27 protein-coding genes are annotated in these 23,500 nt (G+C 62.1%); 12 read left to right on the top strand and 15 right to left on the bottom strand.

All coding sequences use genetic code 11. The features are described from left to right. The first annotated feature begins 48 nt into the window (after window positions 1–48). From QMK54_RS27655 to QMK54_RS27670, 4 genes are all read left to right on the top strand, one after another. Window positions 49–291, top strand: a complete 243-nt coding sequence (locus tag QMK54_RS27655) for an exodeoxyribonuclease VII small subunit (protein WP_007970180.1) — start codon at window positions 49–51, stop codon at window positions 289–291. Continuing rightward, window positions 288–1,175 carry a (2E,6E)-farnesyl diphosphate synthase gene (gene ispA / locus QMK54_RS27660; protein WP_110661003.1) on the top strand — a complete coding sequence of 296 codons (888 nt, stop codon included), beginning with the start codon at window positions 288–290 and terminating at the stop codon, window positions 1,173–1,175. Before QMK54_RS27655 ends, ispA begins: the two co-directional genes overlap by 4 nt. A gap of 91 nt (window positions 1,176–1,266) precedes the next feature. After that, complete coding sequence (gene dxs / locus QMK54_RS27665) at window positions 1,267–3,165, top strand: 1-deoxy-D-xylulose-5-phosphate synthase (protein WP_223590100.1); 1,899 nt, start codon at window positions 1,267–1,269, stop codon at window positions 3,163–3,165. Between the two features lie 157 nt (window positions 3,166–3,322). Continuing rightward, a complete protein-coding gene (locus tag QMK54_RS27670) occupies window positions 3,323–5,206 on the top strand; it encodes a TonB-dependent receptor domain-containing protein (RefSeq protein ID WP_320401645.1) in 1,884 nt (627 codons plus the stop codon). A 150-nt stretch (window positions 5,207–5,356) separates the two neighbouring features. Here the strand turns inward: QMK54_RS27670 and QMK54_RS27675 are convergent, their stop codons facing one another. The 12 genes from QMK54_RS27675 to nrdR all read right to left on the bottom strand — a co-directional run bounded on the left by QMK54_RS27675 (window position 5,357) and on the right by nrdR (window position 14,367). Next, on the bottom strand, window positions 5,357–6,157 hold the full coding sequence (locus QMK54_RS27675) for a cobalamin-binding protein (protein WP_223590095.1): 801 nt from the start codon (window positions 6,155–6,157) through the stop codon (window positions 5,357–5,359). Then, window positions 6,157–6,576 carry an MFS transporter gene (locus tag QMK54_RS27680; RefSeq protein ID WP_110662309.1) on the bottom strand — a complete coding sequence of 140 codons (420 nt, stop codon included), beginning with the start codon at window positions 6,574–6,576 and terminating at the stop codon, window positions 6,157–6,159. Before QMK54_RS27680 ends, QMK54_RS27675 begins: the two co-directional genes overlap by 1 nt. After that, window positions 6,573–7,190, bottom strand: a complete 618-nt coding sequence (ribA, locus tag QMK54_RS27685; RefSeq protein ID WP_223590093.1) for a GTP cyclohydrolase II — start codon at window positions 7,188–7,190, stop codon at window positions 6,573–6,575. The genes QMK54_RS27680 and ribA overlap by 4 nt, the downstream gene beginning before the upstream one ends. A gap of 250 nt (window positions 7,191–7,440) precedes the next feature. Beyond that, on the bottom strand, window positions 7,441–8,181 hold the full coding sequence (locus QMK54_RS27690) for a substrate-binding periplasmic protein (protein ID WP_223590090.1): 741 nt from the start codon (window positions 8,179–8,181) through the stop codon (window positions 7,441–7,443). 52 nt (window positions 8,182–8,233) lie between these two features. Next, window positions 8,234–8,737, bottom strand: coding sequence for a phosphatidylglycerophosphatase A (locus QMK54_RS27695; protein WP_007970166.1), 504 nt, complete (start codon window positions 8,735–8,737; stop codon window positions 8,234–8,236). Further along, window positions 8,734–9,699: a thiamine-phosphate kinase gene (gene thiL / locus QMK54_RS27700; protein ID WP_223590088.1), complete on the bottom strand. Its 966-nt coding sequence runs from the start codon at window positions 9,697–9,699 to the stop codon at window positions 8,734–8,736. Before thiL ends, QMK54_RS27695 begins: the two co-directional genes overlap by 4 nt. A gap of 18 nt (window positions 9,700–9,717) precedes the next feature. Then, window positions 9,718–10,218: a transcription antitermination factor NusB gene (nusB, locus tag QMK54_RS27705; protein ID WP_008053839.1), complete on the bottom strand. Its 501-nt coding sequence runs from the start codon at window positions 10,216–10,218 to the stop codon at window positions 9,718–9,720. Then, entirely contained in the window at window positions 10,215–10,691 is a 477-nt protein-coding gene (gene ribE / locus QMK54_RS27710) for a 6,7-dimethyl-8-ribityllumazine synthase (RefSeq protein WP_003228649.1), read from the bottom strand. The genes nusB and ribE overlap by 4 nt, the downstream gene beginning before the upstream one ends. Window positions 10,692–10,937: 246 nt before the next feature. Next, window positions 10,938–12,029, bottom strand: a complete 1,092-nt coding sequence (gene ribBA, locus QMK54_RS27715) for a bifunctional 3,4-dihydroxy-2-butanone-4-phosphate synthase/GTP cyclohydrolase II (protein ID WP_110662983.1) — start codon at window positions 12,027–12,029, stop codon at window positions 10,938–10,940. A gap of 30 nt (window positions 12,030–12,059) precedes the next feature. Continuing rightward, window positions 12,060–12,725 carry a riboflavin synthase gene (locus QMK54_RS27720; RefSeq protein WP_046815884.1) on the bottom strand — a complete coding sequence of 222 codons (666 nt, stop codon included), beginning with the start codon at window positions 12,723–12,725 and terminating at the stop codon, window positions 12,060–12,062. Window positions 12,726–12,772: 47 nt separating this feature from the next. Beyond that, window positions 12,773–13,906 (bottom strand): bifunctional diaminohydroxyphosphoribosylaminopyrimidine deaminase/5-amino-6-(5-phosphoribosylamino)uracil reductase RibD, encoded by a 1,134-nt coding sequence (ribD, locus tag QMK54_RS27725; RefSeq protein WP_223590086.1) that lies wholly within the window; start codon window positions 13,904–13,906, stop codon window positions 12,773–12,775. After that, window positions 13,903–14,367, bottom strand: coding sequence for a transcriptional regulator NrdR (nrdR, locus tag QMK54_RS27730; RefSeq protein WP_003228656.1), 465 nt, complete (start codon window positions 14,365–14,367; stop codon window positions 13,903–13,905). Before nrdR ends, ribD begins: the two co-directional genes overlap by 4 nt. Window positions 14,368–14,494: 127 nt before the next feature. On the opposite strand from nrdR, the gene QMK54_RS27735 reads away from it, so the two are divergent. The 3 genes from QMK54_RS27735 (at window position 14,495) to trxA (ending at window position 16,681) form a co-directional block, all read left to right on the top strand. After that, window positions 14,495–14,959: a YbaY family lipoprotein gene (locus QMK54_RS27735; protein WP_223590084.1), complete on the top strand. Its 465-nt coding sequence runs from the start codon at window positions 14,495–14,497 to the stop codon at window positions 14,957–14,959. After that, window positions 14,956–15,609, top strand: a complete 654-nt coding sequence (locus tag QMK54_RS27740; protein WP_110662470.1) for a class I SAM-dependent methyltransferase — start codon at window positions 14,956–14,958, stop codon at window positions 15,607–15,609. Before QMK54_RS27735 ends, QMK54_RS27740 begins: the two co-directional genes overlap by 4 nt. Before the next feature lie 199 nt (window positions 15,610–15,808). Continuing rightward, the gene (trxA, locus tag QMK54_RS27745) at window positions 15,809–16,681 is read left to right on the top strand and encodes a thioredoxin (RefSeq protein ID WP_110663219.1); all 873 of its coding nucleotides are present in this window, start codon (window positions 15,809–15,811) and stop codon (window positions 16,679–16,681) included. 104 nt (window positions 16,682–16,785) lie between these two features. On the opposite strand, the gene QMK54_RS27755 is transcribed toward trxA, so the two are convergent. Continuing rightward, window positions 16,786–17,127 carry a hypothetical protein gene (locus QMK54_RS27755; protein ID WP_110661279.1) on the bottom strand — a complete coding sequence of 114 codons (342 nt, stop codon included), beginning with the start codon at window positions 17,125–17,127 and terminating at the stop codon, window positions 16,786–16,788. 135 nt (window positions 17,128–17,262) lie between these two features. Here QMK54_RS27755 and QMK54_RS27760 point away from each other — a divergent pair, with 135 nt between their 5' ends. The 5 genes from QMK54_RS27760 to QMK54_RS27780 all read left to right on the top strand — a co-directional run bounded on the left by QMK54_RS27760 (window position 17,263) and on the right by QMK54_RS27780 (window position 21,400). After that, a complete protein-coding gene (locus QMK54_RS27760; protein ID WP_110661278.1) occupies window positions 17,263–17,841 on the top strand; it encodes a DUF2796 domain-containing protein in 579 nt (192 codons plus the stop codon). 131 nt (window positions 17,842–17,972) lie between these two features. After that, complete coding sequence (locus QMK54_RS27765) at window positions 17,973–18,683, top strand: ABC transporter ATP-binding protein (RefSeq protein ID WP_057713120.1); 711 nt, start codon at window positions 17,973–17,975, stop codon at window positions 18,681–18,683. A gap of 1 nt (window position 18,684) precedes the next feature. Continuing rightward, window positions 18,685–19,950: an ABC transporter permease gene (locus QMK54_RS27770; protein ID WP_110661277.1), complete on the top strand. Its 1,266-nt coding sequence runs from the start codon at window positions 18,685–18,687 to the stop codon at window positions 19,948–19,950. Window positions 19,951–19,961: 11 nt separating this feature from the next. Further along, a complete protein-coding gene (locus QMK54_RS27775; protein ID WP_110661276.1) occupies window positions 19,962–20,480 on the top strand; it encodes a DUF3299 domain-containing protein in 519 nt (172 codons plus the stop codon). Between the two features lie 221 nt (window positions 20,481–20,701). Continuing rightward, window positions 20,702–21,400 carry an OmpW/AlkL family protein gene (locus tag QMK54_RS27780; RefSeq protein ID WP_110661275.1) on the top strand — a complete coding sequence of 233 codons (699 nt, stop codon included), beginning with the start codon at window positions 20,702–20,704 and terminating at the stop codon, window positions 21,398–21,400. Window positions 21,401–21,586: 186 nt separating this feature from the next. Here the strand turns inward: QMK54_RS27780 and QMK54_RS27785 are convergent, their stop codons facing one another. Together QMK54_RS27785 and QMK54_RS27790 are read right to left on the bottom strand one after the other, a co-directional pair. Continuing rightward, window positions 21,587–22,516, bottom strand: coding sequence for an NAD-dependent epimerase/dehydratase family protein (locus tag QMK54_RS27785; RefSeq protein WP_320401646.1), 930 nt, complete (start codon window positions 22,514–22,516; stop codon window positions 21,587–21,589). Next, entirely contained in the window at window positions 22,509–23,393 is an 885-nt protein-coding gene (locus tag QMK54_RS27790) for a sugar nucleotide-binding protein (RefSeq protein ID WP_046041630.1), read from the bottom strand. Before QMK54_RS27790 ends, QMK54_RS27785 begins: the two co-directional genes overlap by 8 nt. Window positions 23,394–23,500 lie beyond the last annotated feature (107 nt).

The raw sequence follows: 23,500 nt of genomic DNA on the forward strand, positions 1-23,500 counted from the left end.
CTATCTGCTAGTGTCGCGCCGGTTTAACGTCAACCGGAAATCGCCGCCATGGCCCGCAAAAAAGCTGCACTGGATTTCGAACAGTCCCTCGCCGACCTGCAAACGCTGGTGGAGCGTCTGGAGAATGGCGAATTGTCGCTGGAGGACTCGCTGGCCGCTTTCGAGCAAGGCATCGGTCTGACCCGCGATTGCCAGGCGGCGCTGGCCCAGGCCGAGCAAAAGGTTCAAGTGCTGCTCGAGCGTGATGGCGAGTTGGCCGAGGAACCCTTCGACGCGGACCAGCCAGAATGATTGCAGCGTACTCGGCCACCAGCCAGGCTCGCGTCAATGCGGCTCTGGAAACCCTGTTCACGGCACCGGGCCCGGAGCTTGCGCGGTTGTACGAGGCCATGCGCTACAGCGTAATGAATGGCGGCAAGCGCGTGCGCCCACTGCTGGCCTATGCCGCGTGCGAAGCGTTGGGCGGCAAGCCTGAGCAAGCCAACGGCGCGGCCTGTGCAGTGGAACTGATCCACGCCTATTCACTGGTGCACGACGATTTGCCGGCGATGGACGATGACGATCTGCGTCGCGGCCAGCCCACCACCCACAAGAAATTCGATGAAGCCTGCGCGATCCTCGCCGGCGACGGTTTGCAGAGCCTGGCTTTCAGCGCGCTGCTCGATCCAAATCTGAGCAACACGGATGCCGACATCCGCCTGCAAATGGTCACCGCCCTGGCACTGGCCGCAGGTCCGGCGGGCATGGTCGGCGGCCAGGCCATCGACCTCGGCTCGGTCGGTCTGAAACTCGACCAGAAAGCCCTGGAGTACATGCACCGGCACAAAACCGGCGCGTTGATCGAGGTCAGCGTCAAGCTTGGTGCCCTGGCCAGCGGCCGTGCCGAGAAAGACGAACTCAAGTCCCTGCAGGCTTATGCACAGGCCATCGGCCTGGCATTCCAGGTGCAGGACGACATCCTAGACGTCGAAAGCGATACCGAAACCCTCGGCAAACGCCAGGGTGCCGACATTGCCCGGGACAAACCGACCTACCCGGCCCTGCTCGGCCTCGACGCGGCCAAGGCTTATGCCCTGGAGCTGCGCGACCAGGCCCTGCACGCACTGCGACCGTTTGACGCGGCCGCCGAGCCGTTGCGTGATCTGGCCCGGTATATCGTCGATCGCCGCAGCTGACGGCGAATCCGCCAAAAAGGACCAACGCGTGGGCAGGGGGCGATGCATCAGGTAAACTGCCGCATCTTTTATACCTATAACGATTCGCCTGATGCCCACGACGTTTCATGAGATTCCCCGCAAGCGCCCGACCACGCCCCTGCTCGACCGCGCGAACACGCCGGACGGCCTGCGCCGGTTAGGCGAAGCCGAGCTGGAAACCCTGGCCGATGAGTTGCGCCTGGAATTGCTCTACACGGTCGGCCAGACCGGTGGGCATTTCGGTGCCGGCCTGGGCGTGATCGAGCTGACCATCGCGCTGCATTACGTCTTCGACACCCCGGACGACCGGTTGGTGTGGGACGTAGGTCATCAGGCTTATCCGCACAAGATCCTCACCGGTCGTCGCGAGCGCATGGGCACCCTGCGCCAGAAGGACGGCGTTGCCGCCTTCCCGCGTCGCTCCGAGAGCGAGTACGACACCTTTGGCGTCGGCCACTCCAGCACCTCGATCAGTGCCGCGCTGGGCATGGCGATCGCCGCCCGCCTGCAAAACAGCGAGCGCAAGGCCATCGCGGTGATCGGCGACGGCGCCCTGACCGCGGGCATGGCGTTCGAGGCGCTGAACCATGCGCCGGAAGTGGACGCCAACATGCTGGTGATCCTCAACGACAACGACATGTCGATCTCGCGCAATGTCGGTGGCTTGTCGAACTATCTGGCGAAGATCCTTTCCAGCCGTACTTACGCGAGCATGCGCGAAGGCAGCAAAAAAGTGCTGTCGCGCCTGCCCGGTGCCTGGGAAATCGCCCGTCGCACTGAAGAATACGCAAAAGGCATGCTGGTTCCCGGCACGCTGTTCGAGGAGCTGGGCTGGAACTACATCGGCCCGATCGATGGCCACGACCTGCCAACCCTGATCGCCACCCTGCGTAACATGCGCGATCTGAAAGGTCCGCAGTTCCTGCACATTGTCACCAAGAAGGGCAAAGGCTTCGCCCCGGCGGAAGTCGACCCGATCGGCTACCACGCCATCACCAAACTCGAACCGCTGGACGCGCCGGCTGCCGCGCCGAAAAAAGCCAGCGGCCCGAAATACTCCGGTGTGTTCGGTGAATGGCTGTGCGACATGGCGGCTGCCGATCCGCGCCTGGTCGGGATTACCCCGGCGATGAAGGAAGGCTCGGACCTGGTCGCTTTCAGTGAGCGCTTCCCGCTGCGCTACTTCGACGTGGCCATTGCCGAGCAGCACGCCGTCACCCTCGCGGCCGGCATGGCCTGCGAAGGCGCCAAACCCGTGGTGGCCATCTATTCGACCTTCCTGCAGCGCGGTTACGACCAGCTTGTTCACGATGTGGCGGTGCAGAACCTCGACGTGCTGTTCGCCATCGACCGCGCCGGCCTGGTGGGCGAAGACGGTCCGACCCACGCCGGCAGTTTCGACCTTTCGTACCTGCGCTGCATCCCCGGCATGCTGGTGATGACCCCGAGCGACGAAAACGAACTGCGCAAGATGCTCACCACCGGTCACCAGTACGAAGGCCCGGCGGCGGTGCGTTATCCACGTGGGAATGGCCCGAACGCGACTATCGAGAAAGACCTCGAACCGATCGAGATCGGTAAAGGTGTAGTCCGCCGCCAGGGCAGCAAAGTTGCCCTGCTGGTGTTCGGCGTGCAACTGGCCGAAGCCCTGAAAGTCGCCGAGACGCTGGACGCGACCGTGGTCGACATGCGCTTCGTCAAACCTCTGGATGAAGCGCTGGTTCGCGAAATCGCCGGCAGTCACGAACTGCTGGTGACCGTCGAAGAGAACGCAATCATGGGCGGCGCCGGTGGCGCGGTCAGCGAATTCCTCGCCCGCGAAAACATCCTCAAGTCGATGCTGCACCTGGGCTTGCCGGACATTTACGTCGAACACGCCAAGCCTGCGCAAATGCTGGCTGAGTGTGGTTTGGACGAAGCGGGAATCGAAGCGTCCATTCGCGAGCGCCTGCAACTGCTCGACCGCTAAACACACTCTCCCTGTGGGAGCGGGCTTGCCCGCGAAGAGGCCGGCACATCCAACATCAATGTTGGCTGTACCGACGCCTTCGCGAGCAAGCCCGCTCCCACAGTGTTTTGTGGACCTCTCAAAATTGTATTTGCCTCAAAGCACCATCGGACTACCAATGAAGTTCTCCCACCTCGCCTTGCCTCTGTTTCTGCTGCCCACCACCAACGCTTTAGCCGACACCTTCGAACGCGACCAGGCACTGAAGCTGCCCGACGTGCTGATCAGCGCCAACCGCCAAGTCGAGGCGCGCAACGACAGCAGCGCCGCCAACACCGTCTTCACCCGCGACGACATCGATCGCCTGCAACCCGATAGCGTCACGGATTTGCTGCGGCGGGTGCCGGGCGTGCAAGTCTCACAGACCGGTGGGCGCGGCAGTCTTCCGGGTGTCTACATCCGCGGCACCCAGTCGGCCCAGAGCCTGGTGTTGGTGGACGGCCAGCGCATCGGCAGTTCGACCTCAGGTGACAGCAACCTGCAACACATCAACATCGACCAGGTCGAGCGCGTGGAAGTGTTGCGCGGCTCCCGCTCGGTGATTTACGGCAGCGATGCGATCGGCGGAGTGATCCAGATCTTCACCCGCCGTGGCGGCGAACAGGGCCTGCAACCGCGACTGCACATGGGTTTTGGCAGCAACCAGACCTGGGAGCGCAGCCTCGGTTTGTCCGGTGGTGATGAAAAAACCCGCTTCAACCTTGGTGCCAGCCTCGACGAAACCGCCGGGGTCAATCGCACTCACGAGTCGTATCCCAGCGACGGCGACCATGACGAATACCGCAACAAGTCGTTTAGCCTGAGCCTGAGCCACGCCCTGACCGATGACATCGAAGTCGGCGCCAACGTGCTGGATAACCGAGGCAAGAGCGAATTCGACAACCCCTTCGGTCGCTTCGACATGAATACGTTCGAGTCGGTCCAGCAACAGCCCTACAGCGAATTCGATGTGAGCAGCGTCAGTAGCTATGTCGATGCACGGGTCAACGATCTCTGGAAAACCCGCGTTGATTTCGGCCACAGCGAAAACCGTGAGAAGACCCTCGACAAGCTCAGCGATGAACGCACGGTGTTCAACACCTATCGCGACTCGGTGACCTGGCAGAACGATCTGACGCTCGACGAGCGCAACAGCCTGATGTTGGGCGGCGACTGGTACGAAGACCGGATCAATAGCAGCACGCCGTTCGACGAGGACAGCCGCTGGAACCGCGCAGCATTCATCCAGCATCGCTTTGAGGCGGACAGTTTCTCCACGGAGTTGGGCCTGCGTCACGACGATAACCAGCAGTTCGGCAGCCAGAACACCTGGAGCGGCACCTTCACCCTGCCGCTGAACCCGGACAACGAAGTGCTGCTGACCTACAGCGAAGGCTTCCGCGCGCCGACGTTCAACGATCTTTACTACCCGGACTTCAGCAACCCGGACCTCAAGCCTGAAACCTCAAAAAGCTATGAGCTGCAATGGCGCAGCCAATTGACCGAGAGCAGTCGCCTGGAGACGTCGCTGTATCGCACCGACCTTGAAGACGCGATCATCTTCGGCAGCAACTCGCGCCCGGAGAACGTCGCCTCGGCGCGGATCAACGGCTTCGAAGCCGCGCTGAAGCAGGAACTGTTCGATTGGCAGAGCAACCTCGGCGTGGCGATCATCGACCCGCGGGATCGTGACACAGGCCACACCCTGGCCCGTCGCGCACGGCGCACCTTGAGCTGGGATCTCGACCGGCAGTTCGATCGCCTGGGTCTCGGCGCCAGCTGGCAAGCGGTCAGCAGCAGCTATGACGACCTGAACAATCAACAGCCGCTCGGTGGTTATGCCTTGTTGGGGTTGCGTAGCAGTTGGGAGCTCAATCGTGAAATCAAGCTGGAGCTGAAGGTCGATAACCTGCTGGACAAGGGTTACAGTCGGGCGCTGTACAGCTACCTGGGTAGCCAGTATGGGTATCGCGAGGAAGGTCGGGCGTGGATGTTCGGGGTGACCTGGACACCGGGGATCTAAAGCCAGACTCGATCATTTGTGGCGAGGGGCTTGCCCCCGTTCGGTTGCGCAGCGACCGCAATCAGGCTGATGTCGCATGCCTGATGAAACATCATTCTAAGACTTGGGGCTGCTTCGCAGCCCAACGGGGGCAAGCCCCCTCGCCACAGGTCAGCGGTTCGGCTGAAGAAGCTGGCACAGCTTTGCAGTCGCCTCGACCATCTGCCCACTCGGCCGCTCCAGGCCCTTGTCCGTCACCAAACGCAATTGCCCTTGTGCCACCGCCGCCACCTGCGGCCAGGCTTTCCACGCATCGAGCTGCGCCTGATCACTGGCCAGAATCACTTCGGGATTACGCTGCAGCACGGCTTCCACACTGACTTGCGGTGCCGGCAGTTTCAGGTCGGCAAATACGTTTTGGGCACCGCAGACCGCCAGCGCATCGCTGATGATCTGCTCACCACCAACCGTGTACAGCGGCCGATCCCAGACCTGATAGAACACCCGTAACGGCCGATCCCGTCGATAGCGTTGGCGCAATTCACCCAGCCGCTGGCGTAAATCGGTGGCCAATGAAATACCGCGCTCAGGCCGGCCGAGCTGAGCGGCAATAGCCTCGATCTGCGTCGTGAGCTGGTCCAGGCTGTGGGGCTCGGCGACGTAGGTGGGAATGTTCAGGCGCTTGAGCTGGTCACGCTGGGCCGGGCCGACGCTACCGGGCCATAGCAGCAACAGATCGGGTTTCAGGCTGAGCAAGCGCTCCATGTCCAACTGGCCATAGCGGCCAACGGAGGGCAGGTTCTTCAGTTCATCAGGTCGTTCACCAGCGTCCAGCACGCCGACCAGCAGGTCGGCGGAGCCCAGCTCGATGACGATTTCAGAGAGCGACGGTGCAAGGCTGACAACCCGCTCGACCGCGATGGCCGAGCGACTGGCGGCCAGCAACAAAATCGCCAGCCAGACCGCGCGCATCAACCGAGTTGACGCGGAATACGATAGAGGTAGAACAGCACGGCGGTCGACAGCGCCAGCAGCATCAGCGGCACAGCCTCGAGACCGACGAACACCGCCAGGGCAGCGATCCAGGCCGGCAGCCCGGCGGCGAGGAATGCCGTGCGCCGCTTGGCCGCCAGACTGATCCAGGCGGCAGGTTCTTCAGGGGTATCGAGGGCTTTCTGGGTGGCGATCAGCGCGTGTTTGTAAGCACCGAAAAACTTCAGGCTGACAAACATCGAGGCAACTCCGGCGATGAACAACGGCATCGCCAGCACCGGCAGGATGGCGTCGCTCTGGCCGAACACCGCGTTGATCACAAACAGCGGCAACAAGGCCAGTGCCAGGTATTGCCACCAGTTGACGGACAGTCGCCGCCGCACCTGACCGCGGGTCACGCCCGGTCTGCCTCGCCCTGATGCTCGTTGCCCATCATGTGGTCGAGCTTGCTGGCCTTGGTCGCCAGGTAGAGTCGGTTATGCGGGTTGTGGCCGGTGTGCAGCGGCACGCGCTCGGCGACCACGATACCCATGTCGGTCAAGGCTTTGACCTTGCGCGGGTTGTTGGTCATCAGGCGCAGGGACTTCACGCCCAGGTGCTCCAGCATCGGCAGGCACATGGCGTAGTCACGCTGGTCGGCGGCAAAGCCCAGGCGCTCGTTGGCTTCAACGGTATCGGCACCACCGTCCTGCAACTCATAGGCGCGGATCTTGTTCAGCAGGCCAATGCCACGACCTTCCTGACGCAGGTAGAGCAAAACCCCACGACCTTCGCGTGCGATGGCCTGCAAGGCGGCCTCCAGTTGCGAGCCGCAGTCGCAACGCTGGCTGAACAGGGCATCGCCCGTCAAGCATTCGGAGTGCAACCGGCCGAGCACCGGGGCACCGTCGGCGATCTCACCCAGGCTCAGCACAACGTGCTCGCGGCCGGTGGCTTCATCGAGGAAGCCGTGCATGGTGAATTGCGCAAAAGGCGTTGGCAGCTTGGAAGCGGCGACAAAAACGACAGGCACCGGTGTGCTCCTGATCTAAAAGTCTGAAGATTCGCAGAGCCGGCATTGTAACAGCAGGTTCCGGAGGACGCTTAGGCTGAATTATCGGCGATAACTATCAAATAGTTTGATAACAGCCTCCATCATTCAATGTGGCAGCGGGCTTGCTCGCGAAGGCGTCGTGTCAGTCGACATCAATGTTGCATGACACACCGCTTTCGCGAGCAAGCCCGCTCCCACAATGGGTACATCATCAGCCGCAAGAACCGGCTCAGTCCGAATCAAACGGATACGGCTGTTTCCAGCGCTCGAAGATCGGTTTCAGCTCGCCGCTTTTCACCAGTTGCTCCATGCGCTGATCGAACAGGGCCATCAGGCTGCGTGCCTTCGGGGTCTTGGCGAAACACAGAAACAGCGGCAATTCGGCGATATGGGTACTGCGCAACAGGGAAGGTTCCTTGGCGCGATTGCGCACGTAATCGACTTCGGTCTGCGCATCGATGTAATAGTCGGCACGGTTGTGGATCAGCATCGACACAATGCCGGTGCGCCGCTGCACTTCAGCAAAATGCTGCACGTTAGGCAGGTAATGCTGGTAATCGTAGCCGCGAACCCACGCCAGTCGATAACTGCCCACGGTTTCCGGAGTGGGTACCGGACTGCTGGCCAGGCCCAAGGCATAGATGTGATCGGTGTCGAAGTTCCAATGGGGATAGAGCACACCCTCGGACTCGTCACGATAGGAACCGACACAGGCGTCGACCTCGCCACGTTCGGCCAGGCCCAGCGAACGCACGTAGGGCTCGGTGCGGATGTCGACCTTGACGCCCGCCGGCTCGAACACTTGGCGCAACACGTCCCAACCCAGGCCATGTCCATCTGCAGCGGTGTAGTCTTCCCAGTCTTCGCTCGCCAGATGAATCACCGATGGCGGCGTAGCGACCCCTCCGCCCGCCTGGGCAAAAGAGCAAAATATCGTGAACGCCAGCACCATCAATCCGCGTAGAGCCATCCTTGCTTCTCCCGATTAACAGTTCTCCTGATTAACGCCTGAATATCTCCGCTCAGGCGAAAAACCACACAAGTCCCTGCATCGCCAACCAGGCGAACACCCCGGCCAGGACATCATCGAGCATGATGCCAACGCCGCCATGCACGTGCCGGTCGATCCAGCGAATCGGCCACGGCTTGAGGATATCGAAGAAGCGGAACATCAAGAAGCCCGCCAGCAACCACTGCCAACCTTCCGGCACCAGCCACAGGGTGATCCACATCCCGACCATTTCGTCCCAGACGATGCCTTCATGGTCGTGTACCCGCAAATCGTCAGCCACTTTGCCGCACAGCCAGAAACCGAACAACATGGTGATGCCCAGCATCAGCCAGTAACCCCAGTCCGGCAGCATCTGCCACAACGGAATAAAGGGTAGCGCAACTAACGACCCCCAAGTGCCAGGCGCCTTTGGCAAGGTGCCCGAGCCGAAGCCGAACGCCAGGAAATGCCATGGATTACGCCAGACCGACGGCGGTACGAATTCCGCCGGGACCTGTTTGGGATGATCTGTCACGGTGACTCCCGAAAATGTTGATAACCCCGGGTTTGCGGGGTGATGTCTTTGCCATCGGCGTCCAGCAGCGTCACGCCCTGCCCCGTCACCACACGGCCAATCACATGGATCGGCCAGCCGTCGGCCAGCAAGAGCGGCAACTCGACGGACGGGAGTGTGAAGGCCAGGACGTAATCGTCGCCGCCGCTCAGGGCCGCCACCTGTGCATCCGCGTGACCGAGAAAGTCGACCAGGCTCTGCGACAGCGGCAAACGTTCACGTTCGACTTCGATAGCGACCTTCGAGGCCAGCGCGATATGCCCGCAATCAGCGAGCAGACCGTCGGAGATATCCATCGCCGAAGTGGCCTTGCCCCGCAGCGCCTGACCCAAGCCGAGTTGTGGTTGCGGTGACCAGTAATGCGCCAGCAATGGCTCGGCAATGCTCGCTTGGGCCGTGCGCGCGCCAAGCACCAGGGGCAAGGCACCGGCGGCATTTCCCAGGTCGCCACCGACACACAGCAGATCGCCCGGTCGCGCACCGCTGCGGGTCAACGCCAAGCCAGCCGGCACACGACCGAACACGGTCATGGTCAGGCTCAGCGGTCCATGGGTGGTGTCGCCGCCAACCAATGCCACACCGCAGCTTTGCGCCATCAGGTTCAAACCACGGGCATAGGCTTGCAACCAATCGGCGGTCACCGTCGGCAAGGTCAGGGCAAGGGTGAAGGCAACCGGGGTGGCGCCCATGGCAGCCAGGTCGCTGACGGCCACGGCCAGCGAGCGCTGACCGAGCAGAAACGGATCGCAGGGATCGGCGAAATGCACACCGGCCACCAGCGTATCGGTAGAAATCGCCATCTGCTCCCCGGGAGGAACAGCCAGCAAGGCGCAGTCATCGCCAATCCCGAGAGCAACGCCTTCGCCGCCCTGCGCACAAGGCGCGGCGGCGAAGAAATTGCGGATCAGCTCAAACTCGCCCATCGCAGTTTCAAGCGCTGGTTAGCGCTTGAACGCCTTCACTTCAGCTTCACGCAGACGTGGCGCCAGTTTGTCGAGCACACCGTTGACGAACTTGTGGCCGTCGGTGGAACCGAAGACCTTGGCCAGTTCGATACCTTCGTTGATCACAACGCGGTACGGCACGTCGACGCGCTTGAGCAGTTCCCAGGTGGACAGGCGCAGAACCGCCAGTTCAACCGGGTCGAGCTCTTCGATGGTCAGATCGAGGCAAGGCGTGAGTGCGGTGTCGATTTCGGTCTTGAACTGCGGAACCCCGTGAAGAATTTCGCGGAAGTAGGCGCCATCAACATCGGTGAAATCGTTATCGACCCGGAACTGAGCTTCGATCTCGTTCAGCGACTGCTTGGCCATGTGCCATTGGTACAGCGCCTGGGTCGCGAGCTGACGGGCTTCGCGACGCTTGACGCTTTTCGATGGCTTACCGGCATCCGCAGGCTTTGGATCGCGCGGGTTGAAACGATCGCTTTCGTCGCTAATCACTTGGCCTCCAACTGCGCCAGCAGGCTGACCATTTCCAGAGCGGACAGGGCAGCTTCGGCACCTTTGTTACCGGCCTTGGTGCCGGAACGTTCGATGGCTTGCTCGATGGAATCAACGGTCAGCACGCCGAAAGCGACCGGTACGCCGAACTCCATGGATACCTGGGCCAAGCCCTTGGTGCATTCGCCAGCCACGTATTCGAAGTGCGGAGTACCGCCACGAATGACCGCGCCCAGGGCGATGATTGCCGCGAACTCGCCCTTCTGAGCGACTTTCTGCGCAACCAGCGGGATTTCGAAGGCGCCAGGCGCACGGATGATGGTGATGTCGCTTTCGCTTACGCCGTGGCGAACCAGGGCATCAACTGCACCGCTGACCAGGCTTTCAACGACGAAGCTGTTGAAACGGCCCACTACCAGAGCGTAGCGGCCTTTAGGGGCGATGAAGGTACCTTCGATGGTCTTCAGGGTCATTCGTTAGATCTCTTAAAGAGCCGGGACGTGTTTTCTACGCGTCCCTCAGTGATTTGTTAGCCGCGAATACAGCGCCGGAACCCGCATCGGTGTTCACTTGCAACTCGTTGTGGCGAGGGAGCTTGCTCCCGCTGGGCTGCCTAGCGGCCCCTCTTGTGGGCGCTGCGCACCCAAGCGGGAGCAAGCTCCCTCGCCACAGTAAATCAAACAAGCCTTAAGTGAACAACGATGCCAAAACCCGGTGTCTTATTCGGAGGGCACGTATTCTACAACTTCCAGATCGAAACCGGATATCGCATTAAATTTCATTGGTGCCGACATCAGGCGCATTTTGCGTACGCCCAGGTCGCGCAGAATCTGCGAACCTGCACCGACAATGCTGTAGGTGGTCGGTTTTTTCACCGCGGCGTGGTCGGCAGTTTCGCGGATATGCGCCAGCAGCACGTCGCCATCGAGCGGGTGACCGAGCAACAGCACCACGCCGCTGCCAGCCTCGGCAACCGCAGCCATGGCGGCGCGCAGGCTCCAGCGGCCCGGTTGCTTGACCATCAGCAGGTCGCGCAGCGGGTCCATGTTGTGCACGCGAACCAGGGTCGGTTCTTCGGCACACACATTGCCCAGGGTCAGCGCCATGTGCACGTCGCCTTCCACCGAATCACGATAGGTCACCAGGTTGAATTGGCCCAGTTCGCTGTCCAGTGGCTGCTCGGCAATCCGCTGAACGGTACGTTCGTGAATCATGCGGTAGTGAATCAGGTCGGCGATGGTGCCGATCTTGATGTCGTGTTCGGCTGCAAAAGCTTCCAGCTCGGCGCGACGGGACATGGTGCCGTCGTCGTTCATCACTTCGCAGATCACGCCGCTCGGTTCGAAGCCGGCCATGCGCGCCAGGTCGCACGCCGCTTCGGTGTGGCCGGCGCGGGCCAGGGTGCCACCGGCCTGGGCCATCAGCGGGAAGATGTGGCCCGGGCTGACGATGTCTTCAGCCTTGGCATCACGGGCGGCGGCGGCCTGCACGGTACGCGCGCGGTCGGCGGCGGAGATGCCGGTGGTCACACCGGTGGCCGCTTCGATCGACACGGTGAACTTGGTGCCGAAACCGGAACCGTTGCGTGGCGCCATCAACGGCAGCCTGAGCAGTTCGCAACGCTCGCGGCTCATCGGCATGCAGATCAGGCCACGGGCGTGCTTGGCCATGAAGTTGATGTGCTCGGGCTTGCAGCACTCGGCGGCCATGATCAGGTCGCCTTCGTTCTCGCGGTCTTCGTCATCCATGAGGATGACCATCTTGCCTTGGCGGATGTCTTCAACCAGTTCTTCGATGCTATTGAGCGCCACAAGGCACCCCCTTTTTGCGAAATTTGAGCTTCAGGATTTGAGGTAGCCGTTTTGGGCCAGAAAGCTTTCGGTGATGGTGCTGCCGGCAGTCGGCTCTGCGGCCTTGTCGCCCAACAGCAGGCGCTCCAGGTAACGGGCCAGCAAGTCCACTTCCAGGTTCACCCGGCGACCCGGTTGATACGACGCCATGATGGTTTCGCTCAGGGTGTGCGGAATGATGGTCAGCAGGAACTCGGCGCCATCGACTGCGTTCACGGTCAGGCTGGTGCCGTCGACGGTGATCGAGCCTTTATGGGCGATGTACTTGGCCAGGTCCTTCGGCGCGCGGATGCGGAATTCCACGGCGCGCGCGTTCTCAGTACGGGCAACCACTTCGCCCACGCCATCGACGTGACCGCTGACCAGGTGTCCGCCAAGGCGAGTGGTCGGGGTCAGGGCTTTTTCCAGATTGACCGGGCTGCCGCTTTTCAGGTCGTTCATGGCGGTGCAGTCGAGGGTTTCGCGACTGACGTCCGCCGCAAAGCCGTTGCCTGGCAACTCGACGGCAGTCAGGCACACGCCGTTGACCGCGATGCTGTCGCCCAGTTTGACGTCGCTCAGATCGAGCTTGCCGGTTTCGACGTGAACCCGCACATCACCGCCCTTTGGGGTCAATGCACGAATACTGCCGATGGATTCGATGATGCCGGTAAACATGAGGTTCTCCTCGAGAACAAAGCCAAAGCTTGCGCGATGGCCGGAAATTATACGCTTGCTGCTGGCAAAGGAATGGCGATGACTCGCCAGTCATCGCCGATAGCACGAATTTCGATGATTTTAAGCTCGGGCGCATCCTTCATTTGCGCGAGCGGCCAGTCCAGTAGTGGCCGCGCCGAGGAGCCCATGAACTTGCCGGCGATGAAGATGTGGAACTCATCCACTAGACCGAGTTGGGCAAAGGCACCTGCCAGGCGCGGACCGGCCTCGACCAGCACTTCGTTGACGCCACGGGCGGCGAGTTCGACCAATAGCTGGCGCAGATCGACCTGGCCATCGTAGCCCGGCACGATCAGGCATTCCGGGCCGTTGGCGTACTGTTCCTCCACCGCGACACAAGTGGCGACCAGCGCCGGGCCAGCCTTGAAGAATGGCGCATCCAGCGGCACCCGCAGACGACCATCGACCAGCACACGCAGGGGCGGACGGCTCATGGCCAGGGCCGTTTGCCCGGCATCCAGCCCCAGCTCATCGGCGCGCACGGTCAACCGCGCGTTGTCCGCCAGCACCGTATCGGCACCAGTCAGCACCACACTGGCCTGGGCGCGCAGGCGTTGCACCGCCGAACGTGCCGCCGGGCCGGTGATCCATTGGCTTTCGCCACTTTCCATCGCCGTGCGACCGTCCAGGCTCATGGCCAATTTGACCCGCACGTAGGGCAAGCCGTGTTCCATGCGTTTCAGAAAGCCTTGATTGAGCTTGCGTGCCTCGCTTTCCAGCACACCGCTTTCAGTGGCGATGCCAGCCTGGGACAGGCGTTGCAAACCGCGACCGGCGACTTCCGGGTTCGGGTCCTGCATCGCCGCGACCACCCGGGCCACGCCGGCATTCACCAGCGCATCGGCGCACGGCGGTGTACGGCCGTGATGGCTGCAAGGTTCAAGGGTGACGTAGGCAGTGGCGCCACGGGCCAACTCACCGGCAGCACGCAAGGCGTGGACTTCGGCGTGGGGTTCACCGGCGCGCTCATGCCAGCCTTCGCCGACAATCTGCCCGCCCTGCACGATCACGCAACCAACTCGCGGATTGGGGTGCGTCGTGTAATGCCCCTTGCGCGCCAGCTCCAGGGCACGGGCCATGAAGTGGGCGTCGAGGATCGCTTGTTCTGCGCAGGTGGTCATTCTTTCACCGGTTCACGGGCCAGGCGATCGATCTCTTCGCGGAACTCGTTGAGGTCCTGGAAGCGGCGATATACCGAGGCGAAGCGGATGTAGGCGACTTCATCGAGCTTCTGCAGCTCGGCCATCACCAGTTCGCCGACCACGAGGGATTTGACCTCGCGCTCGCCGGTGGCGCGCAGTTTGTGTTTGATGTGCACCAGCGACGATTCGAGGCGCTCGACGCTCACCGGGCGCTTTTCCAGCGCGCGCTGCATGCCGGCGCGGAGTTTTTCTTCGTCGAACGGCTGGCGACTGCCGTCGGTTTTAATCAGGCGCGGCAACACCAGTTCAGCCGTCTCGAACGTCGTGAAACGCTCGCCGCAGGCCAGGCATTCACGCCGGCGGCGCACCTGTTCGCCCTCGGCGACCAGACGCGAGTCGATGACCTTGGTGTCGTTGGCACCGCAGAAGGGACAGTGCATGGTGGCAGGCAACAAAAAAAGGGAGGGCCATGGTAGCGCATCCCGGTGGCAAGACAAGCCATAGGGTTTGCGGTATACAGACGGGATGATCACTTGATCCATGGAATTCAGCTTTATGGAGCCACCAATGTCGTTACGTCCGCTCATTTTGCTCAGTGTTTTCAGCCTGCTGGTGGCTTGCGGCAGCGATGCACCCAAGCCCCAGCCGCCAACGCCAGGCCCGGCGCCGCAGCAAGCACAGAAAAAAGCCCGGGAGGCCGCCGACCTCGGCCCGCTGCCCGCCTATCAGCGTGAGCTGAGCGGCACCTTGCAAGGCGTGCCGGCCGGCGCTGAAGTCGAACTGGCGCTGCTGGTGATCGACGATAAGGACCGCCCGCAACAATTGCTCGCCAGCTCCAGCCTGATCGGCAACAACCAGGTGCTGCCGTTTCACCTGCGTTTCAATCCGGAATCCTTCCCGACCGGCGCCCGCGTGGAACTGCGTGGCCGGGCCAGTCAGTCCGGCCAGTTGATCCTGCACCTGCCGTCGCAGCTGATCAGCCAACCGACCACCCAGGCCCTGGGCCAACTGCAATTCGTCAAAGCCCCATGAGTGCACCGCTCGACCTGCAACGGGCCTTGGCTGAATTGCTCGGCGACGCACAATTGGTGGCCTGCCCGTTGCCTGAAAGCGATTTGAAACTGTGGCTGATCGACGGCGACAACATGGACCGCGCCTTCAGCCCGGAAGAAACCCGGCGCATCCTGCATGAGCCGCCGTACTGGAGTTTCTGCTGGGCCAGCGGCCTGGCCGTGGCCCGTTATCTGGCCGCCAACCCGCATTGGGTCGAAGGCAAGCGGGTACTGGATTTCGGTGCCGGTTCCGGGGTGGCGGGGATTGCCGCGGCCAAGGCCGGCGCGCTTGAAGTGCTGGCCTGCGACCTCGACCCGCTGGCGATTGCCGCGTGTCGGGCCAATGCCGAGCTCAATGACGTACAGCTCAATTACTCGACGGATTTTTTCGCCGAGGCTGATCGCTTCGATCTGATCCTGGTCGCGGATGTGCTGTACGACCGGGCCAACCTGCCACTGCTCGACCAGTTCCTCAGTCGCGGCCGGGAAGCGCTGGTGGCGGACTCCCGTGTCAGGGATTTCCGTCATCCGCTGTACCAACGCATCGAAATGCTCGAAGCCATGACCCTGCCGGACCTGGCCGAGCCCCACGAGTTTCGGCATGTGAGCCTGTACCACGCGCAGCGTTAACCAAGAGCTTCGCGAGCAAGCCCGCTCCCACACGGATTTAAGTCGGCCACAAGATTTGTGATGCACACCAACCACTGTGGGAGCGGGCTTTCCCGCGAAGACGCCCGATCAGGCAACGCACCTCTCACGCCTACCCCGCTTCCGGCCGCACCCCACCAAGCCGTATAGTTGCCCCATTCACGCTTCCAAGAGATCACCCATGAGTCAGGAAACGCCGTACATCTTCGACGCCACGACTGCCGATTTCGACCAGTCGGTGATCGAGAACTCCTTCCACAAGCCAGTGCTGGTGGATTTCTGGGCCGAATGGTGCGCGCCCTGCAAAGTGCTGATGCCGATGTTGCAGAGCATTGCCGAGAGCTATCAGGGTGAGTTGCTGCTGGCCAAGGTCAACTGCGACCTCGAGCAAGACATCGTCGCCCGCTTCGGCATCCGCAGCCTGCCGACCGTGGTGCTGTTCAAGGACGGCCAGCCTGTCGACGGCTTTGCCGGTGCCCAGCCGGAATCCGCCGTGCGCGCCCTGCTCGAACCCCATGTGCAGATGCCGCCGCCGGCCGCCGCCGATCCGTTCGAACAGGCCCAGGCGCTGTTCGACGACAGCCGCTTTGCCGATGCAGAAGCCCTGCTCAAAGTGCTACTGGGTGAAGACAACACCAATGCCAAGGCGCTGATCCTCTACGCCCGTTGTCTGACTGAACGCGGTGAACTGGGCGAAGCGCAAGCCGTGCTGGATGCGGTCAAGAGCGACGAACACAAGGCCGCGCTGGCCGGCGCCAAGGCACAGATCAAGTTTCTCGGTTTGGCCAAGGACTTGCCGGATGCCGCCGACCTGAAGGCCCGGCTGGCGAAAGACCCGCTGGACGACGAGGCGGTCTATCAACTGGCGATCCAGCAACTGGCCCGTCAGCAGTACGACGCCGCGCTGGATGCCTTGCTGAAGTTGTTCATGCGCAACCGCAGCTACAGCGAAGGCTTGCCACACAAGACCTTGCTGCAGGTGTTCGAGTTGCTGGGCAATGATCACCCGCTGGTGAGCACGTATCGCCGCAAGTTGTTTGCTGCTCTCTACTGATCACAAACCTGTAGGAGCGAGCTTGCTCGCGATGGTCGTCAACGATGACGAGGGCTGCCTGCATGGCCGAAGCGCCCTGACGCTTTTCGCGAGCAAGCTCGCTCCTACAACAACCAGCGATAGAGCGGCGTATCGGTACCGCTTTCCACTTTCACATCCGGACTATGGCGCAAGCGCACCAACAGGCGTTTGCCCGCCGCCGCGCTGCCGGTCAGGCCTTCCAGTTGATCGAGCAGGTCCGGGCCACTGAGCTGCCCGGCCTGGCGCAGCAAATCCCTGGCGATCTGCCACAGCGCATCATCCTGATTCAGCGGTTTCGCCGCTGGCGTGCTGACCGGGGCTTTTTCCACCTGCAGTTGCGCCCCTAGTCGCGCCCAGTCCGCGTCGTCCATCTCCAGGGTCAAATCCACCGGCCAGTCGCCGATGCTTCCGCGAATTCGCAACATAGGTCTGCTCCCGCACATTTCTTCCCTGCATGCTCCCACGGGACTTGTGCAACGCCAAGCAGACAGTCAAACTCTCCGCATCTACGTTATAAGATTACATAACATTTTATTCATTTTACTTTTCGGAGACTCGCCATGCGTCGTCTGCTTCTCGTTCTGCCGTTTGCCATGTTGCCGTTGGCTGTCGCCCATGCCGCCGATGAACACGATCATGAGCATGGCAGCCTGGGTGCCCACGAGCATGGAGTGGGCCGCCTGAACGCGGCGCTCGACGGCAAGACCCTGGCGCTGGAGCTGGAAAGCCCGGCGATGAACCTGGTGGGTTTCGAGCATGTCGCCAGCAGCGATGCCGACAAAGCCAAAGTCGCCGCCGCCCGCGCCCGGCTTGAGCAACCACTGGCCCTGTTCAACCTGCCGACAGCCGCCGGTTGCGTGGTGGAAAACCAGGAACTGGAAAGCCCGCTGTTCGGCGATGCCCCGGATGCCGACGATGACCACGATGAAGACGCCAAGGATGAACATCATCACGATCACAGCGAAATCCACGCCCACTACCAGTTCACCTGTGCCACTCCAGCGGCGTTGAAGACCCTGGACCTGGCGAACATTTTCAACTCGTTCCCGGCCACCCAGAAAATTCAGGTACAACTGATCAGCCCGAGCGGGCAGCAAGGGGTTGAAGTGACGGCCAAGTCTGCGGCCCTCAAATTCTGAATCCACCCAGTTCCGTAGGAGCCGGCTTGCTGGCGATCGCCACGCCGCGGTCTGTCAATGAAACCGCGTTATCGTTTATCGCCAGCAAGCCGGCTCCTACACAGGTCATCAACATTCATGAAATCGGCTAAATGACCCAAGCACTCATCGAACTGTCCGACCTGGGCTTCAGTTGGCCCGGTCACCCGCCACTGCTGGACATCCCGGCGTTTCGCCTGGAGCGCGGGGAAACCCTGTTCCTCAAAGGCCCCAGCGGCAGTGGCAAGACCACCCTGCTCGGCCTGCTCGGCGGCGTACAAAAACCTGATCGCGGCAGCATCCGCCTGCTCGGCCAGGAACTGACGCAACTCTCGGCCGGCGCCCGCGACCACTTCCGCGTCGATCACACCGGCTACATCTTCCAGCAGTTCAACCTGCTGCCGTTTCTGTCGGTGCGCGAGAACGTCGAACTGCCCTGCCACTTCTCGAAACTGCGCGCCGAACGGGCGAAACAACGCCACGGCAGCGTCGACAAAGCGGCCGCCACCTTGCTCGCTCATTTGGGCTTGAAGGATGAAAACATCCTCGGACGCCGCGCCGATTCGCTGTCCATCGGCCAACAACAACGAGTCGCCGCAGCGCGAGCCTTGATCGGCCAGCCGGAACTGGTGATCGCCGACGAGCCGACCTCGGCCCTCGATTACGATGCCCGCGAGAACTTCATTCGCCTGCTGTTCGCCGAGTGCCGCGAAGCCGGCTCGAGCCTGTTGTTCGTCAGCCACGACCAGAGCCTGGCGCCGCTGTTCGACCACAACCTGTCGCTGGCCGAACTCAATCGCGCCGCCACCCCGTCCGAGGTCTGAGATGTATCTGTTTCGTCTAGCCATGGCCAGCCTGGCTAACCGCCGCTTCACCGCGATCCTCACCGCGTTCGCCATCGCCCTGTCGGTGTGCCTGTTACTGGCGGTGGAGCGCGTGCGTACCGAAGCCAAGGCCAGTTTTGCCAGTACCATCAGTGGCACCGACCTGATCGTCGGCGCCCGCTCAGGCTCGGTGAACCTGTTGCTGTACTCGGTGTTCCGCATCGGTAACGCCACCAACAACATCCGCTGGGACAGCTTCGAACACTTTGCCAACAACCCGAAAGTGAAATGGGCGATCCCGATGTCCCTCGGCGATTCCCATCGCGGCTACCGGGTGATGGGCACCACCGAAGCCTACTTCGAGCATTACCAGTACGGTCGCCAGCAACACCTGGAACTGGCCGATGGCCGCGCCTTCGCCACCGACCCGTTCGAAGTGGTGCTCGGTGCCGAAGTGGCGGATGCGCTGCACTACAAACTCGGCGAGAAACTGGTGCTGGCCCACGGCGTGGCGGCGATCAGCCTGGTCAAGCATGACGACAAGCCGTTCACCGTGGTCGGCATTCTCAAGCGCACCGGCACCCCGGTGGACCGCACGCTGCACATCAGCCTTGGCGGCATGGAAGCGATTCACATCGACTGGCATAACGGCGTGCCGGCCCGGGGCGAGGGGCGCATCACGGCCGATCAGGCGCGCAACATGGACCTCACGCCGCAGGCGATCACCGCGTTCATGCTCGGCCTGAACAACAAGATTTCGACCTTTGCCCTGCAGCGGGAAATCAACGAATTCCGCGGTGAACCGATGCTGGCGATCCTGCCGGGCGTGGCGTTGCAAGAGCTGTGGAGCCTGATGGGCACCGCGGAAAAAGCCTTGTTCGTGGTCTCGCTATTTGTGGTGCTGACCGGGTTGATTGGCATGCTGACGGCCATTCTCACCAGCCTCAACGAACGCCGTCGGGAAATGGCGATCCTGCGCTCGGTGGGCGCACGCCCCTGGCACATCGCGACACTGCTGGTGCTCGAGGCCTTTGCCCTGGCGTTGTCGGGCGTGATCGCTGGCGTGGCATTGCTGTATGTGTGCATCGCGGCGGCCCAGGGTTATGTGCAAGCCAACTACGGCCTGTTCCTGCCGCTGTCCTGGCCGAGCGAGTATGAATGGACGCTGCTCGGTGGCATCCTGATCGCCGCGCTGCTGATGGGCAGTGTGCCGGCCTGGCGCGCCTATCGCCAATCCCTGGCCGATGGCCTGTCGATCCGTTTATGAGGACGTTGAAAATGCCCCGCGCTGTAATTGCGCTGTTGATGCTGGTCGCCCTGCCCCTGTGGGCAGCCCAGCCAAAAGACCTGACCTGGTCGGAGATGATCCCGCCCGACGCGCCGAAAGAAGTGCCGAACATGACGCCGCTGCACGATCTGTCGCAGATGAGCAGCACGCTCTCGGCAGAGTCGGCGCCAGCCGCCAAACAGGACATGCCCAACGCACCGGTGGTCAAGGCCCTCGATGGCCAGAACATTCGCTTGCCAGGTTACATCGTGCCGCTGGAAGTCAGCGAGGAAGGACGCACCACGGAGTTCCTGCTGGTGCCGTATTTCGGCGCCTGCATCCATGTGCCACCACCGCCGTCGAACCAGATCGTGCACGTCAAAAGCGAAGTCGGCGTGAAGCTCGACGAGCTGTATCAGCCGTACTGGATCGAGGGCGCGTTGCAGGTCAAGGCGACCACCAGCGAGCTGGCGGATGCCGGGTATCAGATGGAGGCGGACAAGATTTACCTGTATGAATTGCCGGAGTGAATCCGGTCGTTTTGTACTGTCAGTTTCTCCGCCTTCGCGAGCAAGCCCGCTCCCACATTGGATTGCGTTCCCCTGTGGGAGCGGGCTTGCTCGCGAAGGGGCCATCAAAAACAGCACAAAAACCACTCCCTAGCCACTTTCATTGAGCTGCATCAAAAGACCGAATAGTTAGCCGGCTTACCATTGGACATCGAACATTTTTAACGTCCTTTGGAGCCCCCATGAACAAGTCCATGCTCAGCGCTTCGCTGGTTGCCCTCGCGCTCGCAGCCCCGCTCGCCCACGCCCACGAGGCCGGTGACATCATCCTTCGTGCGGGCGCCATCACCGTTAACCCGAAAGCCGACAGCTCCAGCGTCAAGGTCGATCAAGGCCCGCTCGCAGGTGCCGACTTGGGCGGCAAGGCGACCATGAGCAGCGACACCCAACTGGGTCTGAACTTCGCCTACATGCTCACCAACAATTGGGGGATCGAATTGCTGGCGGCCACGCCGTTCGAGCATGACGTGAAACTCAAAGGCACCGCCCTGAGCGCTGCCAACGGCAAACTCGGCACGCTCAAGCACCTGCCGCCAACCCTGAGCGTGGTGTATTACCCGCTGGACGCGAAGTCGGCGTTTCAGCCGTACGTCGGTGCCGGTATCAACTACACCTGGATCTACGACGAACACGTTGGCAGCGAAGCCCAGTCCGCCGGTTTCAGCAACTTCAAGGCGAAGAACTCCTGGGGCATGGCCTGGCAGGTCGGTGCCGACTACATGCTGACCGAACATGTCATGCTCAACGCCCAGGTGCGCTACATCGACATCGATACCCGCGCCACCGTCGAGAACAACTCGATTGCACCGGGCACCCGCGCCAAGGTCAACGTGGATGTGGATCCGTTCATCTACATGGTTGGTCTGGGCTACAAGTTCTAAACGAACGTTCACGTGGTGGTGAATGAGGCTTGCTGGTGAGCAGACTAAATACTGATGGCGACTGCTGCGCAGTCGAACGGGGGCAAGCCCCCTCGCCACAGGGAATCTACCCACTTCAGGGTAAATTCCGGCCGTGAAAAAGGCGCCTGTAAAAAGGCGCCTTTTTCATGTCCGCAGGGCAGTCATCTATCGTCCCAGCAACCGCGCCAACCCTATACGCATCGGAGTCTGCTCCGCGGTAGTGAAGCGCTCCAGCAGACGCCGGTTGTTCGCCCGGGAGTGACGGATGTCACCGGAGCGCGCCGGGCCGTAGCTCACCGGCGGCAGTTCACCGACCACGGTTTCGAGCGCTTCGAGCATTTGCTTGAGGGTCGTCGCCTGGTTCCAGCCCACGTTGACCGCACCGTCTTCGACCCGGGGCTTCTCGATGGCCTGCACCAGCAAGTCGACCAGGTCTTCGACGTAGACGAAATCCCGGGTCTGCTCGCCATCACCGAACACGGTGATCGGCAGGCCTTTCTGCGCGCGTTCGCTGAAAATGCTGATCACCCCGGAGTACGGCGAGGACGGATCCTGGCGCGGACCGAAGATGTTGAAGAAGCGGAAAATCACTGGCTCCAGCCCATGCTGGCGGCGGTAGAAATCGAAGTAATGCTCGCTGGCGAGTTTGTCCGCCGCATAGGGCGTCAGTGGTGCCTTGGGCGTTTCTTCGTCGATCGACTCGCCCTCGCCATTGTTGCCATACACCGCCGCGCTGGAGGCGAACAGCACGCGCTTGACCCCGGCCTGACGCATGGCTTCGCAGACGTTCAGCGTGCCGATGAAGTTGCTCTGGTGCGTGCGCACCGGATCGTCCACCGAGGCCTGCACCGATGCCACGGCGGCCAGGTGCGCCACCGCGCTGCAACCAGCCATCGCCTGGGCAACCAAGGCCGCATCGGCCACGTCGCCGACGATCAGTTCGACCCCGGGATTGCCCAGCGGCAGATTGCTGCGCTTGCCGGTGGACAGGTCATCGAGGATCCGTACCGCATGCCCCTTGGCAAGCAGGGCATCAGTCAGGTGCGAACCAATGAAACCGGCACCACCGGTGATCAAAACGGGACCGTCAGCCATGGCGATAGAACCTGTCCAGTAGACCGGGAAGCGCCGCACGCCAGGCACGCGGCTTGATCCCGAAGGTGTGCAGAATTTTTTTGCAGGCCAATACCGCGTGTTGTGGCTCTTCCGCCGCATCCGGACGCGCGGCGTGGGCCTGGGCGGTCGGCGCTTCGATGGCCAGCGGATGCAGGCTGCGGGCTTCGGTCAGAATCGCCTGCCCCAGCGCCAGCGGCGTGGTCGCCTCATGCCCGGCGTAGTGGTAGGTGCCCCAGAGCGGCGCGGCGCAATCGAGTTGCTTGAGCACTGAAATGATCACGCGGGCAGCATCGTCGACCGGCGTCGGATTGCCGCGTCGATCGTCGGCCATCAATAGTTCTTCGGGTTGTTCGGCACGGGCGAGGAAGCGGCCAAGGGCACCGTCCGGGCTGTCATCCAGCAGCCAGCCGAAACGCAGCAGCACATGTTGCGGGCAGGTGGCGCGAACACTTTGCTCGATCCGCCACAACGCCTGACCGCGCAGGCCCAAGGGCACCGGTTCGTCTTTTTCGCTGTAGGCCGTGGCGCGGGAGCCGTCGAACACTCGATAGCTGGAAGGCTGCAGCAGAACGATGTTGTGGTGCTGGCACAATTCCGCCAGACGCTCGATCGCGCGCTCCTGGCCGGCCAGACGCGACTCGCTCACTGCCTCGGCCTGAAACCAGTCGAAGTAGTAGGCAAGGTTGATCAATGCATCGGGACGGGTGTCGTCGAGCAATTGTGTCAGGCTCGCGGCATCCCAGCCGTCTTGCGGCGGGCGGGGGGCGAGGAAACCGATGTCTTCCTCCGCACCGAGGCGAATCAGCGCCTGCCCAAGGGCATTTCCGCCGCCCAGTAACATAAGGCGCATTCGCATAGAGTCAGCAGGCCCAGTCTGATTGGAACGATGGCTTTTTCGACACCGCGCCCAGGCGATGTCGTTGGTAATTGCCGGAATCGTTGCATTTTGCGGGTTTAGTGCGC

The organism is Pseudomonas sp. P5_109, assembly GCF_034009455.1.
Taxonomy (GTDB): Bacteria; Pseudomonadota; Gammaproteobacteria; order Pseudomonadales; family Pseudomonadaceae; genus Aquipseudomonas.

Excerpts from the sequence above, each read along its gene's own strand:
- QMK54_RS27655 (WP_007970180.1), top strand. The coding sequence starts at position 49 with ATGGCCCGCAAAAAAGCTGCACTGGATTTCGAACAGTCCCTCGCCGAC.
- ispA (WP_110661003.1), top strand. The coding sequence starts at position 288 with ATGATTGCAGCGTACTCGGCCACCAGCCAGGCTCGCGTCAATGCGGCT.
- dxs (WP_223590100.1), top strand. The coding sequence starts at position 1,267 with ATGCCCACGACGTTTCATGAGATTCCCCGCAAGCGCCCGACCACGCCC.
- QMK54_RS27670 (WP_320401645.1), top strand. The coding sequence starts at position 3,323 with ATGAAGTTCTCCCACCTCGCCTTGCCTCTGTTTCTGCTGCCCACCACC.
- QMK54_RS27675 (WP_223590095.1), bottom strand. The coding sequence starts at position 6,157 with ATGCGCGCGGTCTGGCTGGCGATTTTGTTGCTGGCCGCCAGTCGCTCG.
- QMK54_RS27690 (WP_223590090.1), bottom strand. The coding sequence starts at position 8,181 with ATGGCTCTACGCGGATTGATGGTGCTGGCGTTCACGATATTTTGCTCT.
- thiL (WP_223590088.1), bottom strand. The coding sequence starts at position 9,699 with ATGGGCGAGTTTGAGCTGATCCGCAATTTCTTCGCCGCCGCGCCTTGT.
- ribE (WP_003228649.1), bottom strand. The coding sequence starts at position 10,691 with ATGACCCTGAAGACCATCGAAGGTACCTTCATCGCCCCTAAAGGCCGC.
- QMK54_RS27720 (WP_046815884.1), bottom strand. The coding sequence starts at position 12,725 with ATGTTTACCGGCATCATCGAATCCATCGGCAGTATTCGTGCATTGACC.
- ribD (WP_223590086.1), bottom strand. The coding sequence starts at position 13,906 with ATGACCACCTGCGCAGAACAAGCGATCCTCGACGCCCACTTCATGGCC.
- nrdR (WP_003228656.1), bottom strand. The coding sequence starts at position 14,367 with ATGCACTGTCCCTTCTGCGGTGCCAACGACACCAAGGTCATCGACTCG.
- QMK54_RS27735 (WP_223590084.1), top strand. The coding sequence starts at position 14,495 with ATGTCGTTACGTCCGCTCATTTTGCTCAGTGTTTTCAGCCTGCTGGTG.
- QMK54_RS27740 (WP_110662470.1), top strand. The coding sequence starts at position 14,956 with ATGAGTGCACCGCTCGACCTGCAACGGGCCTTGGCTGAATTGCTCGGC.
- trxA (WP_110663219.1), top strand. The coding sequence starts at position 15,809 with ATGAGTCAGGAAACGCCGTACATCTTCGACGCCACGACTGCCGATTTC.
- QMK54_RS27755 (WP_110661279.1), bottom strand. The coding sequence starts at position 17,127 with ATGTTGCGAATTCGCGGAAGCATCGGCGACTGGCCGGTGGATTTGACC.
- QMK54_RS27760 (WP_110661278.1), top strand. The coding sequence starts at position 17,263 with ATGCGTCGTCTGCTTCTCGTTCTGCCGTTTGCCATGTTGCCGTTGGCT.
- QMK54_RS27765 (WP_057713120.1), top strand. The coding sequence starts at position 17,973 with ATGACCCAAGCACTCATCGAACTGTCCGACCTGGGCTTCAGTTGGCCC.
- QMK54_RS27770 (WP_110661277.1), top strand. The coding sequence starts at position 18,685 with ATGTATCTGTTTCGTCTAGCCATGGCCAGCCTGGCTAACCGCCGCTTC.
- QMK54_RS27775 (WP_110661276.1), top strand. The coding sequence starts at position 19,962 with ATGCCCCGCGCTGTAATTGCGCTGTTGATGCTGGTCGCCCTGCCCCTG.
- QMK54_RS27780 (WP_110661275.1), top strand. The coding sequence starts at position 20,702 with ATGAACAAGTCCATGCTCAGCGCTTCGCTGGTTGCCCTCGCGCTCGCA.
- QMK54_RS27785 (WP_320401646.1), bottom strand. The coding sequence starts at position 22,516 with ATGGCTGACGGTCCCGTTTTGATCACCGGTGGTGCCGGTTTCATTGGT.
- QMK54_RS27790 (WP_046041630.1), bottom strand. The coding sequence starts at position 23,393 with ATGCGAATGCGCCTTATGTTACTGGGCGGCGGAAATGCCCTTGGGCAG.